The sequence below is a fragment of the Borreliella americana genome (assembly GCF_021043605.1).
In the GTDB taxonomy this organism is placed as follows: domain Bacteria; phylum Spirochaetota; class Spirochaetia; order Borreliales; family Borreliaceae; genus Borreliella; species Borreliella americana.
Genome location: NZ_JAJNFB010000001.1, coordinates 16187 through 34230 on the forward strand (window position 1 = coordinate 16187; position 18044 = coordinate 34230).

Here is an 18044-nt window from a genome sequence, read left to right on the forward strand (position 1 = left end):
ACAAGACATTTAATGAATCTAATTCATCAAAGCTTATCCAATAACATAGAACATCTTCCTGAAGGAATCGGAAGAGTTTTTTCTTTTTTATTTAATATATTTATTGTAAAATAATAAAGCTTTTCAGATTCCATTTTTATTTCCCAACCTCTTTTCCCTTTATTGCAAATTATTGTAGTTTGATTCTTTTTAAGAGATAAGCTTTCTATCCCCATAATCTCAAGAGTAGGTATGTTCCAATATACAGTTTTATCAGGTAAACTAATTGTAAGCCCAATAATATTTTCTATCATCAAACTAATACTAAAAAGTGCAAGATAACAAATAAGACCTTTCTCAGTATAAGTTTTTTTATTAGAATCAAAATATGCAGGTCCTTCTTGCATAGGTTTATAAGCTTCCCAAATATACCCTTTAATTTTATTAAAAGGCATTAAAGTGTCTAATATATAATACAAATGTCTTATAGTAAATTCTCTTGCAATATTTGCACGACCACAATATTCAAGACCTTTAATTACAAAAAAATTCATATAAGTATAAACTGAGCCATAATATCCATTACCATCCTCATTAAAACCCGGCTCACTAACAGAAAGTGTTGGAAAAGGATTTGGAGTTCCAAAATGATTGGTGCTTTTTAAATAAAAAACCATCCTTTCTATCCTGTCTTCGCTGGGAATCTCGGAAAGCATTGGGAAAAATCCTACTATTGTCTTAATTCCAAGAATATTTTCATTAACATCAAGATCATAATAAAATCCATCTTTTTCGCTCCACATTAAAGAATTAATTTTAACCTTAAGAGAAAAAAATCGTTTTTTATATTCAAGTGATAAATTTTTATCATTTAAAATGTCTGCCAATTTAGAAATACAATATGCACTATGAACTTGTAATGAATTAAAATCTATAGGATAGTATGCATCTAATCTTGGAGAGTTTTTATAAAAAATTTTATTTACATCAATTGAATAAAGACCATTTTCCTTTAAAAATTTTCTCTCTATCCATTTATAATACTTATCAAGAATTGGCAAAACTTCAGAAATTCTCTTTTTATTTCCTGTTTTATGATATAAGTTATACTCAGCCCACGCAAAAATAGGAAATCCAATATTCTCTTCATTCTCATCAAGATCAATAATAGCATTGTTATTATCATATCTAGCTCTAATTGCACCAGATTCTTCCTGCAATTGATAAAACTTATCAATTGCAGATGTAGATGAATATTCCCCGTTACTATAGACAAGAAAAAAGCTTGACATACAAGCTTGCATCTGATCTATATAATCACAATTTTCCGAATAATAATTTTTGTCTTTTTTGCTCCTATCAGAAACTTTTTGTAAAATAACCTTATCTTGAATCCAAGATAAACTTTTATTATAAATATCAATAAAGTCTTGATCATAATAGTAAATTTTGGGAAACATCTTTTTATTCAATGCCAAATCCTCTAAAACAATAGAAATGTACTTATATTTATTATAACACAATAAATATAACATAATTAAAAAAATTAAAAGCTGGGAAATTAAAATCTTTTTATTTCAAAAGTTTATAACTTTAATATTTGTTTTATAAAAATTTCATAACCCTCCTGATTGCAAGGAACAATGATCTCTTTATTGATTATTTTTCTCTCAAGAACTTTTATGTATTTAAATTCATTCGCATTGGGCAACCCAACAACACCATCTCTTAATCCCATTTGAACAACTTTTCCACCTTCCCAAACATTATTATTTTTAATATATTCACTAGTAATCAAATACAATGCGTCCCCAACGTTTTTTATAACAGAGGTAATAAAATTTTTAGGAGCAAGATATGACTGATCTTGATCGGCTCCAATAACATAATAACCATCGCCAAGTTTTTTTGCTGCCTCAATAACACCAAGTCCTGCCAAGCCAGCTGCAAAATGAATTACATCTATCCCTTTAGAATACATTTTATTAGCTATGACCCTACCAATATCAACATCGGAAAAAGAATTAGAATATTCACTTATAATCTGTATATCTTTATTAGCATACTTTGCACCAGCTTCATAGCCATAGCGAAACGCATCTACTATGTTGCCCTTCACTCCCCCTATAAAACCTATTTTTCTAGAAAAGCTTTTTTTAGCTGCTATATAGCCAGCTAAAAAAGCACCCTGCTCTACTCTAAAAACAACAGCAATCAAATTTTGGGGTATCTGAACATCATTTCCATAAACAGGATCTATTATTCCATAGCTAATTTTTGGATTTTCTGACGGAACCAATAAAGATGCGTCTGTAAGCATGTACCCTATAAGCCAAATCAAATCTGAACCATTAGCTTTTAAATTATCAAGATCTGAAACATAACTAGAATAAACTCCAGAAACAGCATTAGAAAAAACTTTTTCAATACTTTCTGGAAAATCTTTTTTCAAACGCAACAAAGCCTCATCAGCACTAGCATTAAAAGATTTGTCATCAAGAACACCATCTACCAACATGGATATCTTAATTTTTCTTGAACCAGATTCTATTCCATTCCTACTAAAGCAAGAAGTCAAAAAAATACCGAATATAAAAATTGCAATCCTCATATAGAGCATTTCTCCATTTCAATCATTCAAACAAAACCAATATGTTTTTTATACTTAAAAATAAAACATATAAATTATTTTTTTATTCAAATAAATTCTTTAAGAAATTTTTCATAACTTTCTTTATTAAATGGAACAATAATTTCTTTGTTGATTATTTTGCTAGAAAGAATATCAATTTCTTTTTCAAGTTCAAAGGAAATCATTTTAGGATTTCTTACAAACCCAACAACGCCTTCTTTAAGGCCATAATTTACTAATTTGCCACCTTCGAAAGTATTAGTTTTTAAATAGTTGGATGTAAAAATATTTAAAGCTCTACCAACATCTTTAATTGTAGATGTTATTACATTATTAGGAGCAAGATATGTCTGATCCTCATCAACTCCAATAATGTAATGCCCAGAACCAAGTTCTTTTGCAACCTCAATAGCTCCAATTCCTCCAATACCTGCAGCATGATGAATAATATCTATTTCATCAGAATACATTCTAGTTGCAATACTTCTACCAACCTCAGCGTCAGTAAAATTACCAATGAACTGAGTAGATATCTTTATATCTTTATTAGCATACTTTGCACCAGCTTCATAGCCATACCTGAATGCATTTACTATCTCACTTTCTATTCCTCCCAAAAATCCAATTTTACCTGTTTTAGAAAGTTTTGCAGCAATATAACCTGTTAAAAATGCACCCTCTTGAGCTCTAAAGGTCATGCCCGCCAAATTTTCAGGAATAAGCTCGTTAGAATAAACAGGATCAATAATTGCATATTTCATATCAGAATTTTGAAGAGCGGCGGCCATGGCCACATCGCTAAATCTATACCCTATAAGCCAAATTAAATCTGAACCTGCATCCTTAAGCCCTTCAAGATCAGATAAATAAGAATTTGATGAGGATTCTTTTAAAACAATCTCAATCTTAAATTCTTCTTTAACTTTTTTTATTCCATTTAAAGCACCCTCATTAAATCCTTTATCATCAAAAGTACCATCAATCATTAAAGATACTTTAGGAATTTCGCTCTTAAGACTACTCTTACCACTACAAGATAAAAAAATAACACTCTCAAACAAAATCAACAACAACAATTTATTCATAAACTATTCCCCCTTTACAAATAAAGCTATACCTAAGTAGCTTATAACTAGTTTATAACTTTGATTTAAATAAATCAAATGCATATTCACTATCAGGAACAATAATTTCTCCACTTATTATTTTATTTTCTAGATCAATAACTTCATCAACTAATCTATTATTTAAAATATCAGGATCCTTAACAATTTCTATTACTCCTTCCTTTAGCCCCCGATCAATAACGATCCCACCCTTAAAAACTCCATTATTAATATACTCTGATGAAATAGAGTAAATAACCTTGCCAACATCCTTAAGTATTGAAGTAATAACATTTTGAGGCGCAATATATGATTGATCTTGATTTAACCCAATAACATAATATTTAGGTCCAAGCTCTTTAGCAGCATCATAAACTCCAAGACCAGTTATACCAGCTATTGGAAAAATAACGCCCACTTTATCCTCTTTATACATGAATAGAGCCATTGATTTGCCCCTCTCTTTATCAAAAAAAGAGGGTGCTTTTTTTGAAACTAATCTTAATTTAGGATTAGCATAAAAAATTCCGGCCTTAAAACCAAACTTAAAATCTTTTAAATGTTCGCTCATAGGCCCTGTTAAAAATCCAATTTTTTCTTTTCTGCTCATCTTAGCAGCAATATAACCAGCCAAAAATGCAGCTTCTTCATTTCTAAACTTAATAGCCAATGAATTCTTAGGAACTTGAATATCACCATAATCAAAAGCATCTATAATACCATAATAAATATCTGGACGTTCATAGGAAAGTTTAATTGATAAACCAGAAAATTCGTATCCAATCATCCAAAAAAGATTTAAAGGATTTTTTTGAACCTCATAAGCGTCCTCTGTCATTGCCTCAGCAACAGTAAGAAGTCTTTTACCCTCAATAGGATAAGGCCTTAAAGATTTAGTTATAAGTTTTATTCCAAAATTATCTCTAAGTTTTACAACACCATGATAAACGCTTTGATTGTAGCCTTTATCATAAAAGCTACCATTAGCCAAAACACCTACAATAACTTTGTCAGATTTTACAGACTTTTTATTAGATTTAAAACAAGCAAACACTAATAAAGATAAAGCAATAAAAATAAACCTTTTAAACAAAATTAATCCTCTCCTTACAAAATTTTTTTAAAAAATTTAGAATTTTTTAAAAATTAAAATATTAACTTTATTCTACTAACAAGTAGCATTCTTTATTTATAAAATAAAAATTTTAATATACCCTTTTAAAAAAATACTTCTAGAATTAATAAAAACACGATGATGGAGAAAAAACAATTTTTCCCACATCATCATAATATCCAAATTTAAACCCTTTTGCAAGATTACTTTAAATTAAAACTTACAATAATTAAAAAAATCTATAAAATATCTTTAAAAAATTAAAAAGATTTCTCACAAACCAACTCAATAAAAATCAAGCTAATTTTCCATTTGCAAAACAAAGTTATCATAAGATACCTTGTCATAGGGCACTTTTATTATGCCATTCATTATACTTTGTCTGATTTTCAATGATTTGTTATAAATCTCAGAATAATTTGATTTTAAGTTTTCATTTAAGACCAAACCAAGTCCATCTTCTTTAAGTCCAAAAGTAATGGTCTTGCCCCCATCCAAAACTCCAGTTTCTAAATACTTTTTTGTTAAACTATACATCAATGAATCAACTTTCTTTACAGCAGAAACAATAACATTATTAGGAGCAAGATATGATTGATCCTGATCGACTCCAATAATATAATGATCGGGCCCCAACTCTTTTGCGGACTCAATTACCCCTATACCAGAAAGTCCTGCAGCTGCAAATATAATATCAACTCCATCTCGATACATATTAGATGCTGTTGAGCGACCAAGTCCAAAGTCTCCAAATGTACCAACGTATTGAGAAACCACTTTAATATTAGAGTTTGCATACTTAGCACCAGCTTCATATCCGTACATAAAAGATTCTAAAACTTTTCCCCTCACTCCTCCAATAAATCCAATCTTACCGGTTTTAGAAGCCTTTGACGCAAAGTATCCTGCTAAAAAAGCCCCCTCTTCAGATCTGAAATTAATATTAAGAAGATTTTTGGGTATTTGAATTTCATCATAAACTCCTTCTATGATTGCATAATCAATAGAAACATTCTCGCTGGCTCTTTGAAAAAGAATGTTTGACAATCTAAAACCAACTCCCCAAATCAAATTTGAATTACCATCTTCTAAATTTGCAATATCTCCTAAATAAGAATTGCCTGTGGAAGCTTTTTCAATTATATTTATATTTAAATCTGCCTTTAATTTTCTTATCGCCTTAGAAGAACTTTCATTAAATCCTTTATCATCAAAAGTACCATCAACCATAAGCGAAACCGTTTTTGTCCCCGACTTACCATCATTAAAGCCAGAGCAAGCAACAATAAATAAAAAAAATAAAAAATAATAAACTTTTTTTAACACAAAAATATCCTCCTTACTTTTAATATTAATAAAAAAATATAAAAAATAGTTATCATAATACACAGCATATAAACAAAAAAGACACCTTAAAAAGGTGTCTTTTTACCATCTATAATGAGTAAAAGCTTTATTTGCTTCAGCCATTCTATGAGTATCTTCTTTCTTCTTAAAAGCAGCTCCAGTAGAATTATATGCATTTAAAAGTTCGTTTGATAACTTTTCTTTCATAGACCTACCGCTAGACTTTCTAGCAGCAAAAATAATCCACTTCATAGCCAAAGCCTCTCTTCTCTCTTCTCTAACTTCAACAGGAACTTGATATGTAGCACCTCCCACCCGCCTACTTCTTACTTCTACTAGTGGCTTAATATTATCTAAAGCTTTATAAAAAACAGCCATCTTGTCGCTTTCTTCAAGCTTATCGGCAAGTAAATCGATTGAACTATAAAGTATACTCTCGCTTATTGATTTTTTTCCATCATACATCATTCTGTTTGCAAATTTTGCAACAATTCTAGAATTATATCTGGTATCAACAAAAACTTTCTTTTTAATTTTTTTATTTTTTCTTGACATATTTAATATTAACCCACCTTTAAGCTAAGCCTTAGGCTTTTTTGTGCCATACTTAGATCTACCCTTTTTTCTATTATTAACACCAAGGGTATCCTTAGCTCCTCTAACAATATGGTACCTTACCCCAGGCAAATCTTTAACTCGACCACCTCTAATTAGAACCACAGAGTGTTCTTGTAAATTATGACCAATTCCTGGAATATATGCTGTTACTTCAAATCCATTTGAAAGTCTAACACGCGCTACTTTTCTTAAAGCTGAATTAGGTTTTTTGGGAGTTACAGTCATTACACGTGTACAAATCCCTCTTCTTTGAGGACAATTCTGAAGCGCAGGAGATGCGGTCTTCTCCGTTTGACTTTTTCTAGGCTTTCTAATTAACTGATTGATTGTAGGCATTTATCAACGCTCTCCTTTTCTTGAAACTATTAATAAAATGGTAACAAATATATCACTTATTTTCAAGTTAAACTTTAGAATCGATATTTTCACTAACTTTAATTTTCTTATAAAGTCCCATGCCAGTTCCAGTAGGAATTAAATGTCCAATTACAACATTTTCTTTCAATCCTCTAAGATCATCTATTTTTCCAGCAATAGAAGCATCTGTCAATACTTTTGTTGTTTCCTGGAAAGAAGCTGCGGAAATAAAAGAATCTATATTAAGAGAAGTCTTAGTTACTCCTATAAGAATTGGACTCGCTATTGCTGGCTCACCACCCTGTTCGATTACTTTTCTATTTTGCTCATAAAAAGTGTGCTTATCTACCTTTTGCCCATAAACAAAATTAGTATCACCAACCGCAACAATCTTAACTTTTTTCATCATTTGCTTAATTATCACACCAATATGTTTGTCATTAATACTAACACCCTGTTTTCGATAAACATCCTGAATTTCTGCCAACAAAAATTCTTGTAAACTAATTCCACCTAAAATTTCAAGCACATCATGGGGATTAATTCTACCATCACAAAGCATATCTCCTGCTTTAACAACATCTCCATCCCTAACTAAAAGATGTTTTCCGGCTGGAATATAATGCTTATGCTCAACACCATACTCATCTAAAATATTAATAAGTCTTTTACCTTTTTGAATTGATTTAAATTGCACAATTCCACTTACTTTAGCCATTTCAGTCAAATTCTTGGGAATTCTTGTTTCAAAAAGATCATTAACACGGGGTAACCCCCCTGTAATATCTTGGGTTTTTTCAGAACCTTTAGAAAGTTTCGCAATAACATCTCCTATGTTAATACTCTGGCCATCTTCAACTTGAAGATAAGCATCACCCGGTAATACATAAGATGCAACCTCCATGCCACTGCTATCAATAATAAAAATTCTAGGATCAAGAGACTCAAAAACATTATCTGTAATTCTTTTTTCAACATTGCCTGTTTCAGTATTTATCTCCTCTTTAAGAGTGGTTCCTAAAATAATATCTTTAAATTTAATTTTACCCTCAACCTCTGCAATAATAGGCTCTGCAAATGGATCAAATGTACCAATAACCTTGCCTGATTCAACATAATCACCAACTTCTATTTCAAGCGTTGTTCCCGCTTTCAAGGCAACTTCTTGCTCTTCTGATACTATGAAAAAATTATCGTCTCTTAATTTGACATAACCGATGTAAGAAGAGAGAATCTCTACGCCCTTTTTATCAACAAACAAAGGGATTCCTTTTATTACTCTTTGAGAATCTAAAACTTTAATCTCTTTTATGTTCTTAATTTTTTCCTCATAAAAAACATTGATTATTTTTAAAGTTCCTTTTCTTGTGAAAAGAATTCCGTCGTCAACTCTAACATTAAAACCTTCTATGCCATTAAGTATAAAAGCATTCTTTAAGGATATTTTATCATCCTCACTACCAGCCTGAGCAACTCCACCAATATGAAAAGTTCTCATGGTTAATTGGGTGCCGGGTTGACCTATAGACTGAGCAGCAATTATTCCTACAGCCTCACCAATGTTAACAGGTTTATTCTTAGAAAAATCTCTACCATAACATTTTTGACAAACGCCATGCTCAGCTTCACACGTTAAAACAGATCTAATCACAAGTTTTTCAATACCAATTTTCTCTAATAACTCTATTTTGGCTTCCGAAATTTCTTCATTTGCATCTAAAACAATCTCGCCGGTAATTGGATTTTTTATTCTTTCAATAGAATAACTTCCAACGGCTTTTTCCTTCAAAGATTCTAATATTTCTTCACCATTTTTTACAGTCTCAACTTTTATTCCGTTTATAGTTCCACAATCTTCTATTCTAACAACAACATCTTGAGCAATGTCTACCAATCTTCGAGTTAAATATCCAGCATCAGCAGTCTTAAGCGCGGTATCTGCTAGACCTTTTCTTGCTCCATTTGTAGATATAAAAAACTCTATTACAGAAAGACCTTCTTTAAAGTTAGAAATAATTGGAAGCTCAATAATATCACCAGAAGTTTTTGCCATTAATCCTCTCATGCCGGCAAGTTGTCTTATTTGATTTCTACTACCCCTAGCACCAGAATCTGCCATCATGTATATAACATTAAATCCATCTCTGTCTCTCTTTAAAATTTCCATCATCTTATTGGTAAGCTCTTCATTAGTCTTTAACCAAACAGAAACCACATTGTTATATCTCTCTTCACCAGTAATAACGCCTTTGGCATAATCATTTTGAATTTTAGCAATTTCTTTATTAGCCCTTTCTACATAAGTTCTTTTTTCATCAGGAACAATAATATCGCTCATGCTAATTGTACACCCAAACTTAGTGGCATACCTAAAGCCAAGCTCCTTGATGATGTCAAGCATTTCAATTACGGCAGAAGAACCATGAACTACATAAACTTTTGATATTAAAATTTGTAACTCCAAATCACTAAGAGTTTTATTTACAAATTCAATTCCCTTGGGTAAGGCCTCATTAAATATAACCCTACCGGCTGTAGTTTTTTTGTACTCGCCATCAATTTTTACATAAATAGAAGCATTGTAATCTAGACTCCTATTATTTATGGCAAGAATAACATTACTAAAGTTTAAAAACTTTTTACCTTCTCCAACAACACTCTTTTTTTCCATAGTCAAATAATACAGACCCAAAACAATATCTTGGGATGGAAAAACAATAGGGTGCCCATTAGCGGGATTTAAAAGATTGTTTGTTGAAAGCATTAAGGCCCAACTTTCAGCTTGTGCTGCTGGAGTAAGGGGCACATGTACTGCCATTTGATCGCCATCAAAATCCGCATTATATGCATGACAAACTAGGGGATGTAATTTTATTGCCTTGCCCTCAACTAACACAGGTTCAAAAGCTTGAATCCCAAGTCTATGAAGAGTAGGTGCCCTATTTAAAAGAATGGGATGCTCTTTAATAACAAGATCTAAAATTTGCCACACCTCGTCAACTTCTTGCTCTATTAAATTCTTTGCTCTTTTAATATTAAAAACAGCTTCACTCTCAATCAGTCTCCTTATCACAAAGGGCTTAAAAAGTTCAAGAGCCATTTTTGCCGGCAATCCACATTGATGTAGCTTTAGCTCAGGACCAACAACAATAACAGAACGACCAGAATAATCTACTCTTTTGCCAAGAAGATTTTGTCTAAACCTTCCCTGCTTACCTTTTAATGCATCGGAAAGCGACTTTAGGGGTCTACTAGATGAGCCTTTGACAACCTTTCTTTTGTGAGAATTGTCAAAAAGAGAGTCTACTGATTCTTGAAGCATTCTTTTTTCGTTTCTCACAATAATCTCTGGCGCATTAAGAAGAAGCAATTTTCTTAAGCGATTATTTCTATTTATAACTCTTCTGTAAAGATCATTAAGATCAGATGTTGCAAATCGCCCTCCATCAAGCTGAACCATTGGCCTAATCTCTGGAGGAATAACAGGAAGGACTTCCATAATCATCCATTCTGGCTTATTACCAGAAATTTTAAAATTTTCAATAATTTCAAGACGCCGTAAGAGTTTCTTATCGGTTTTATCATCTTTATCTATCATTTGAATCCTAAGTTTAGATGAAAGCTCATCAAGATCAAGATTTTCAAGAAGAGTTTTAATAGCTTCAGCTCCCATTGAAGCATTAAAAGACATACCATATCGCTCTCTAGCCTCTATGTACTCATCTTCATTTAAAAGCTGCATTTTTTTAAGATCAGTATCGCCCGGTTCAATTACTACATATTTTTCATAATAAAGAATAGAATTTAAACTAGATGCCGTAACATCAAGCAAAAGCCCAATCCTAGAAGGTATATATTTGTAATACCAAATATGGGCAACTGGAGCTGCTAGCTCAATATGCCCCATTCTTTCACGTCTAACCTTAAAATGGGTAACCTCAACATTACAACGATCACAAATAATACCTTTGTATCTAATCGATTTAAATTTACCACAATAACATTCCCATTCCTTTGTAGTACCAAAAATCCTTTCACAAAAAAGCCCATCTTTTTCGGGTCTTAAAGTTCTATAATTAATAGTCTCGGACTTTTTAACTTCTCCATAAGACCAATTTCTAATTTGGTCAGGAGATGCTATTTTAATTTTTATTCTTTCAAAATCTTTTATCTCTTTCATAAAAACTCCAAAAACCTAGCTTTTATTAATCAATTCTTCTTCTTTTTCTGTCAAAGGAACTTGATTTCCAGCATCATCATAAATCGATAAATCAAGTCCAAGTCCTCTAAGTTCTTGCATTAGAACATTAAAAGACTCAGGAATCCCTGATACATTAGTAGGAACACCTTTTACTATATTTTCATATATTTTGACTCTGCCTGACATGTCATCAGATTTAACTGTTAAAAGTTCTTGAAGAGTGTGAGCTGCACCATAAGCTTCAAGAGCCCAAACCTCCATTTCTCCAAGTCTTTGCCCACCAAATTGAGCTTTTCCTCCAAGAGGTTGTTGAGAAACAAGAGAATATGGACCCGTCGATCTTGCGTGCATTTTATCATCAACAAGGTGATGTAGTTTAAGCATGTAAATTACCCCAACCATTACTTCATTTTCGAATGGCTCTCCTGTATAACCATCATATAAAATTTCTTTAGAAGTTGGATTAAATCTAGCTTTTTTTAATTTTTCCTGAATTTGTTCATTTGTAGCAGATTCAAAAACAGGAACATTATAAGATTCACCAAGATATTTACCAGCAAGACCTAATTGAGATTCCATTAACTGTCCAATATTCATTCTAGATGGAACTCCCAAAGGATTTAAGCATATATCAAGAGGAGTTCCGTCTGCAAGATAAGGCATATCTTCAACAGGAAGAATCTTTGCAACAACGCCCTTATTACCATGTCGTCCAGCCATTTTATCGCCCTCTTTAAGCTTTCTTTTTTTGGCAACATAAACTTTAAGTATCTCTTCAACTCCGGGAGAAAGATTACCAACATCCTCTTTGGTAATCCTTTGAACATCAATAACTGTACCTTCGGTACCATGAGGAACTTTTAATGAATTATTTTTAACATCTTTTGCTTTTTCTCCAAAAATGGAAGTCAACAGTCTAAATTCAGGAGTAATGTCTCCTTCTGACTTTGGAGTAACTTTGCCAACAAGAATATCGCCTGGCTTTACATAGGTTCCTATCCGTATAATTCCATTTTCATCCAATTTGTTTAGTATCTTTTCACTGACATTAGGTATGTCTCCCGTAACTTTTTCAGGACCAAGTTTAGTTTCTCTTACCTCTATGCTAAACTCCTTGATATGAATAGATGTATAAAGATCTTCCTTTACAATTCTATCGGAAATCAATATAGCATCCTCATAATTAAATCCATTCCAAGGAATAACTCCTAGTAATAAATTATTACCAAGAGCAAGTTCTCCAAATCTAGTAGCAGGACCGTCAGCTATTATCTCTCCCTTTTCAACCTTTTGACCCTCTTTAACTAAAATGGATTGATTAAAACAGGTATCTTGATTTGTCCTTTCATACTTAACAATATGATATTCATCCAAATCTTTAGCATTCTCTGCCTCAAAAGGTTTAACAACTATCTTGCTACTTGTTGCAAGAATAACTTTCCCACTTCTTTTGGCCTTAACAACTACTCCTGAATCCTTTGCAACAACGCTTTCCATACCCGTACCAACAATAGGAGGTTTAGGAAAAAGCAAGGGTACTGCTTGCCTTTGCATATTAGAACCCATAAGAGCCCGATTTGCATCATTGTGTTCAAGAAAAGGAATTAACGCCGAAGATACTGAAATTAACTGCCTAGGAGAAACGTCCATGTAGTCTATATTTGCAGGGCTTGTTGTAGTATAATCACCAGAAATTCTAACAGAAACCAAATCTTCAAGATACTTTCCATTAGAATTAAAGGCAGCGTTGGCCTGAGCAATGCACTTTTTCTCTTCGTCAATAGCAGATAAATATTCTAATTGATCAGTCACCTCTCCATTAACAACTTTCCTATAAGGAGTTTCTAAAAACCCATAATCATTAACTCTAGAATAAGTTGCCAAAGAAACAATAAGTCCAATATTTGGTCCTTCAGGAGTTTCAATAGGACACATTCTACCATAATGAGTATAATGTACGTCTCTTACTTCAAATCCTGCCCTATCTCTTGAAAGTCCCCCTGGACCAAGAGCATTAAGACGCCTTTTGTGAGTAAGCTCAGCCAAAGGATTGACCTGATCCATAAACTGTGAAAGCTGGCTGGTTGCAAAAAATTCCTTAACAGCAGATACAATGGGTTTAACGCTTATTAATTCTTGGGGCTTTAGATTAAAAACTTCCTTGTTAGACATTCTATCTTTAGCAATTTTTTCAACCCTTGACATCGCACCTTTATATATATTAGTAAGAAGCTCGCCAACAGAACGAACCCTTCTATTTCCTAAATGGTCAATATCATCAAGAATATCATGGCCTTCATATATTCTTAAAAGATGAGATATGGTGTTAACAATATCATCCATAGTTAAAACCGATGTAGTTAAATCATCAAATCCAAATTTCTTAGATAGTTTATAACGCCCCACACGTCCAAGATCATATCTTCTTTCAGAAAAGAATATAGTTTTTAAATCATTTTCAGCATTATCAATTGATATTGGCTCACCAGGAAAAAGGGAGCCATAAACAGCCAGCATAACTGATTCTCTTGGAAGCTCTTTAGAACCATCTTTTAAAGCAAAAAAAGCATCCTCTTTTTCAAGGCAATTTAAAATAACATTCGAACTTACAAAGCGCTTTCCAGAAACATCGTCATAACCATCAAAATCAACAAGCTCTATTTCATTTACTCCATTTTGTAAAAAATCTTCCACATCTTGCAGAGTAATTTTATCTCCTGCTCGATAATACATATTCTCTCTTATGTTAATACTCTTAGCTAAATATTGCCCTGGAAGATCTCTTTTTGTACCGTCTTCAACTTTAATTTTTTTAATATTATAAAAAGTCTCTATTATTTTTTCTCTCGTATCAAATCCCAAAGCTCTTAAAAAAAGAGTTATAAGTATTCTTTTTTTTCTATCTATTTTTACATAAAGATAATCTTTTTTAGAATCAATCTCAAATTCTAACCAAGAACCGCGATAAGGAATTATTCTAGCAGAATACAAATCTTTTTCTTTATAAAAAACAACTCCTGGGGATCTGTGAATCTGAGAAACAACAACCCTCTCAGCCCCATTAATAATAAAAGTGCCTCTTTCTGTCATTAAAGGAATAGTTCCCATGTATACGTCTTTCTGCCTTATTTCCCCAGTAGTCAAAAATTGCAAATTCAGTCTTACTTTTAAAACAGCCTCATAACTTTGCCCCTTTCTTTTACATTCTTTTTCTGTAAAATTAAGGGCATCATTTTCTATATAGTATCTCTCATACTCAAGAGCAACATCACCATTTCCACTTTTAATGGGAAATATATTTCTAAAAACAGACTCAAGGCCCTCATTAAGTAGGGGTTTTTTATTTTTTAATTTATCAAGTTGTAAAAATTTTTCATAAGAATTTAATTGTATTTCTATCAGGTTAGGTAGGTCTAAAATTTCATCAGCTCTTCCTTGTCCCAGATGAACTCTTTTTACCATTAAAAGACTCCTTTTTTAAGACATAACAAGCCGCACATCACAACGACATGCGGAATAACAACTTTGATATATTTTTAATTTTTTATTTAACTTCAACTTTTGCGCCAACTGCCTCAAGCTTCTTTTTTAATTCCTCAGCATCTGACTTAGAAAGACCTTCTTTAATAGCTTTAGGAGCAGCTTCAACTAATGCCTTAGCTTCTCCAAGACCAAGTCCTGTAATAGCTCTAACCTCTTTTATAACATTTATCTTGCTATCACCAAAAGACATAAGAATTACATCAAATTCGGTTTGTTCTTCAGAATCAGCCGAACCTACTGAAACAGCTCCACCTACACCAGCAGAAACAGCAGCAGTTACTCCAAACTTTTCCTCAATAGCTGTTACAAGGTCAACAACTTCCATAGTTTTTGCACCTTCAAGCCAGGTTAAAATATCTTCTTTATTTAGTGCCATATTAACTCCTTATATATTTTTATTTTACAGTGATAGCATGCAATCAAAAATTAAGACTAACACTGCCATGTTAATTTTTAACATCAGCCAAAGCTTTCAATGTTCTTGCAAGCTTAGAAACTGACGCTTTTATCACGCTAGCAAATAAAGAAATAGACTCTTTTTTGGTAGGAAGCTTGCTATAAGCTTGAACTTTAGCCTCATCATAAAACTCTCCTAATACAAAGCCGCCCTTTACTTTCAAAGTACTACTTTTTACAAAATCATAAAAAATTTTTGCTATTACATTAGCTTCTTCTAATGCAGTAACAACAACTGTAGGGCCAACCAAACAAGAATCAACAACATTAATATTCTTTTCTTTTAAAACCATCTTCATTATATTATTTTTAACAACTTTTAATGCTCCATGTTCGTCTTCTATTTTATTGCGAAGCTCTGTCAACTGAGCTACATTTAAGCCTCTATAATCTAAGAAAAAAAGATTCTGTTTACTATCTACAAACTGTTTTAATAAATCAAACATTTCCAACTTTTTAGAATTTATCTTTGCACTCATAACGTTACCTCCAAACAAAATTAACTTTTATAGAAGGCCCCATAGTAGATGAAACATAAATACTATCTATAAAAGCTCCCTTTAAATCACTAGGTCTTTTTTTAACAACTTCCTTAATAAATTCCTCATAATTTTCTTTTATCTTTTCATTGTCCATAGAAGATTTTCCAAAAGGAAAGCTTATTACACCATTTTTATTTGCTCTAAATTCTGTTCGACCCTTTTTAAGACTATTGATTGCATCTTTGAGATTATTTGTGACTGTTTGGGTCTTTGGATTGGGCATTAAGCCCCTTTTCCCTAAAATAGGACCAAGCCTTCCAACATCTTTCATCATATCAGGAGTTGCAACAACAATATCAAATTCATCCCAACCACTTTTAATCTTGTTTATAAGATCCTCATCGCCAACATAAGTTGCACCAAAAGCTCTAGCTTCATCTGCTCGATCACCTTTTGCAAAAACAAGTATTCTTTTTGGCTTCATAAACTGATTTGGCAAAACTATAGTGTCTCTAACGGTATGATTCTTTTTTAAATTAAGGTTAATAGATATATCTATAGTTTCATCAAATTTGGCAAATTTGATTTCTTTCAACAATGAAATTGCATCTTCAATGTTATAAAATTTATTCTTATCTACTTTAGAAAAAGCTTCAATATATTTTTTACCCTTTTTTGACATTATTTTTCCACCTCAACACCCATTGAACGTGCGCTTCCTGCAATAATTTTAAACGCTGCTGATTCTGACTTTGCATTTAAATCGGGCATTTTAATTCTTACTATCTCCATCAACTTTTCTTTTGATATAGTTCCAACTTTAGCTGTATTGGATTTTTTAGATCCTGATTCTATTCCAATAGCTTTTTTAATTAGAATCGAAGCTGGCGGGGTCTTTACAATAAAAGAAAAACTTTTGTCACTATAAACAGTAATAATAACAGGAACCACAATGCCGGGATCCATCTTTGCGGTTCTCTCATTAAATTCCTTTACAAACTGAGGACCACTAACTCCATGAGGTCCAAGCGCTTGCCCTATTTTAGCTCCTGGAACCGCTTGAGCAGCCGGAACCTGCAATTTAATCCAAGAAATTGCTTTTTTTTTTGCCATATCATCTCCTTATGGTAATAACGCCTTCAAAGCTCCCATTAGTATTAAATTTTAAATCTTTTCTATATGCTGGAAATCAACTTCAACGGGCGTTGATCTTCCAAAAATTTGAACTGCAACTTTTAATTTCTTTCTTTCATAATCAATAGAGCTAATAAGCCCCTCAAAAGAGTCAAAAGGTCCGCCTTTAATTCTAACTCTTTCTCCTTCTTCAAAGTCATAAAGCATAAAAATAGATTTATTTGCTTTAATCTCACCAGTAAGCATAAAAACACTTTTTACTTCTTCATCATTAATGGGAATAGGCCTTTGCCCCTTACTAACACCAACAAAATTAATAACACCCTGAACTTTGATAATATTAGCAATAATATCTTTCCAGCCTACTTCTGGAAGATCTAACTCAATAAGAATATAGCCTGGCCATATTTTTCTCTCTCTTATTCTTTTCTTGCCATTTCTTATCTCTTCTACTTTTTCAATAGGAGCTTTAACATCTAATACTACACCACCAAAAATACCTTCATTTATTAAAAGTCTTATGTCTTGCTCTATCTTTTTCTCATATTGAGAATAAGTTTGAACTACATACCAAGCTCTAGGCATAATTTACCCTTCTTCCAATAAAACTAAAATACATAAGTTACAACAAGAAACATGAGATAATCGACTATACCCAAGAAAATTGAAACAAATAATACAAGCCAAAAAACTTGCTTTCCATTTCCAACAACTTCATTATACTTAGGCCACGTTACCTTCTTAAGCTCTAATATACTATCTTTGATAAACCTAAACACTTTAAAGCCTCGCTTTAATTCTAACAACAGGTCAGGAGGGATTCGAACCCCCAGCATACAGTTTTGGAGACTGTCGTTCTACCATTGGAACTACTGACCTATTATTTATTATTTTATTTTTCCTTCTTTATGAAGAGTGTGTTTTCGCAATTTTGGACAATACTTCATCAATTCTAACTTTTCTTGCTTATTGCGTCTATTCTTAGTGGTGGTATAATTTCTAATTCCCGTCTCTTCACAAATCAAAGATATAAGCTCAACAGCTCCCTTGCCCTTCTTTTTACCCATATAACAAA

16 protein-coding genes and 1 tRNA gene are annotated in these 18044 nt (G+C 32.2%); all 17 read right to left on the reverse strand.

The window, feature by feature from the left end; genetic code table 11:
• Positions 1-26 precede the first annotated feature (26 nt).
• On the reverse strand, positions 27-1451 hold the full coding sequence (locus LRB30_RS00080; protein ID WP_231013677.1) for an MGH1-like glycoside hydrolase domain-containing protein: 1425 nt from the start codon (positions 1449-1451) through the stop codon (positions 27-29).
• Between the two features lie 113 nt (positions 1452-1564).
• Positions 1565-2590, reverse strand: a complete 1026-nt coding sequence (bmpB, locus tag LRB30_RS00085; RefSeq protein ID WP_231013675.1) for a nucleoside ABC transporter substrate-binding protein BmpB — start codon at positions 2588-2590, stop codon at positions 1565-1567.
• An 86-nt stretch (positions 2591-2676) separates the two neighbouring features.
• Positions 2677-3696 carry a nucleoside ABC transporter substrate-binding protein BmpA gene (bmpA, locus tag LRB30_RS00090; RefSeq protein WP_231013674.1) on the reverse strand — a complete coding sequence of 340 codons (1020 nt, stop codon included), beginning with the start codon at positions 3694-3696 and terminating at the stop codon, positions 2677-2679.
• 52 nt (positions 3697-3748) lie between these two features.
• Positions 3749-4810: a nucleoside ABC transporter substrate-binding protein BmpC gene (gene bmpC / locus LRB30_RS00095; RefSeq protein WP_231013673.1), complete on the reverse strand. Its 1062-nt coding sequence runs from the start codon at positions 4808-4810 to the stop codon at positions 3749-3751.
• A 321-nt stretch (positions 4811-5131) separates the two neighbouring features.
• Positions 5132-6157, reverse strand: a complete 1026-nt coding sequence (gene bmpD, locus LRB30_RS00100) for a nucleoside ABC transporter substrate-binding protein BmpD (protein ID WP_231013672.1) — start codon at positions 6155-6157, stop codon at positions 5132-5134.
• Positions 6158-6259: 102 nt separating this feature from the next.
• Positions 6260-6733 carry a 30S ribosomal protein S7 gene (rpsG, locus tag LRB30_RS00105; protein WP_002556981.1) on the reverse strand — a complete coding sequence of 158 codons (474 nt, stop codon included), beginning with the start codon at positions 6731-6733 and terminating at the stop codon, positions 6260-6262.
• 24 nt (positions 6734-6757) lie between these two features.
• Entirely contained in the window at positions 6758-7132 is a 375-nt protein-coding gene (gene rpsL, locus LRB30_RS00110; RefSeq protein WP_002656492.1) for a 30S ribosomal protein S12, read from the reverse strand.
• Positions 7133-7199: 67 nt separating this feature from the next.
• On the reverse strand, positions 7200-11333 hold the full coding sequence (gene rpoC, locus LRB30_RS00115) for a DNA-directed RNA polymerase subunit beta' (protein WP_231018591.1): 4134 nt from the start codon (positions 11331-11333) through the stop codon (positions 7200-7202).
• Positions 11334-11348: 15 nt separating this feature from the next.
• Positions 11349-14816 carry a DNA-directed RNA polymerase subunit beta gene (gene rpoB / locus LRB30_RS00120; protein ID WP_231013670.1) on the reverse strand — a complete coding sequence of 1156 codons (3468 nt, stop codon included), beginning with the start codon at positions 14814-14816 and terminating at the stop codon, positions 11349-11351.
• Positions 14817-14898: 82 nt separating this feature from the next.
• Positions 14899-15273: a 50S ribosomal protein L7/L12 gene (rplL, locus tag LRB30_RS00125; RefSeq protein ID WP_231013669.1), complete on the reverse strand. Its 375-nt coding sequence runs from the start codon at positions 15271-15273 to the stop codon at positions 14899-14901.
• A 70-nt stretch (positions 15274-15343) separates the two neighbouring features.
• Positions 15344-15832 carry a 50S ribosomal protein L10 gene (rplJ, locus tag LRB30_RS00130; RefSeq protein WP_231013668.1) on the reverse strand — a complete coding sequence of 163 codons (489 nt, stop codon included), beginning with the start codon at positions 15830-15832 and terminating at the stop codon, positions 15344-15346.
• A 4-nt stretch (positions 15833-15836) separates the two neighbouring features.
• A complete protein-coding gene (gene rplA / locus LRB30_RS00135) occupies positions 15837-16517 on the reverse strand; it encodes a 50S ribosomal protein L1 (protein ID WP_231013667.1) in 681 nt (226 codons plus the stop codon).
• Positions 16517-16948 carry a 50S ribosomal protein L11 gene (gene rplK / locus LRB30_RS00140; RefSeq protein ID WP_231013666.1) on the reverse strand — a complete coding sequence of 144 codons (432 nt, stop codon included), beginning with the start codon at positions 16946-16948 and terminating at the stop codon, positions 16517-16519. The genes rplA and rplK overlap by 1 nt, the downstream gene beginning before the upstream one ends.
• 51 nt (positions 16949-16999) lie before the next feature.
• Positions 17000-17554, reverse strand: coding sequence for a transcription termination/antitermination protein NusG (gene nusG / locus LRB30_RS00145; protein ID WP_231013665.1), 555 nt, complete (start codon positions 17552-17554; stop codon positions 17000-17002).
• 23 nt (positions 17555-17577) lie between these two features.
• On the reverse strand, positions 17578-17748 hold the full coding sequence (gene secE / locus LRB30_RS00150) for a preprotein translocase subunit SecE (protein ID WP_002556990.1): 171 nt from the start codon (positions 17746-17748) through the stop codon (positions 17578-17580).
• A gap of 27 nt (positions 17749-17775) precedes the next feature.
• Positions 17776-17848: transfer RNA gene (locus LRB30_RS00155), tRNA-Trp, on the reverse strand.
• An 8-nt stretch (positions 17849-17856) separates the two neighbouring features.
• Positions 17857-18036, reverse strand: coding sequence for a 50S ribosomal protein L33 (gene rpmG, locus LRB30_RS00160; protein WP_002556991.1), 180 nt, complete (start codon positions 18034-18036; stop codon positions 17857-17859).
• Positions 18037-18044 lie beyond the last annotated feature (8 nt).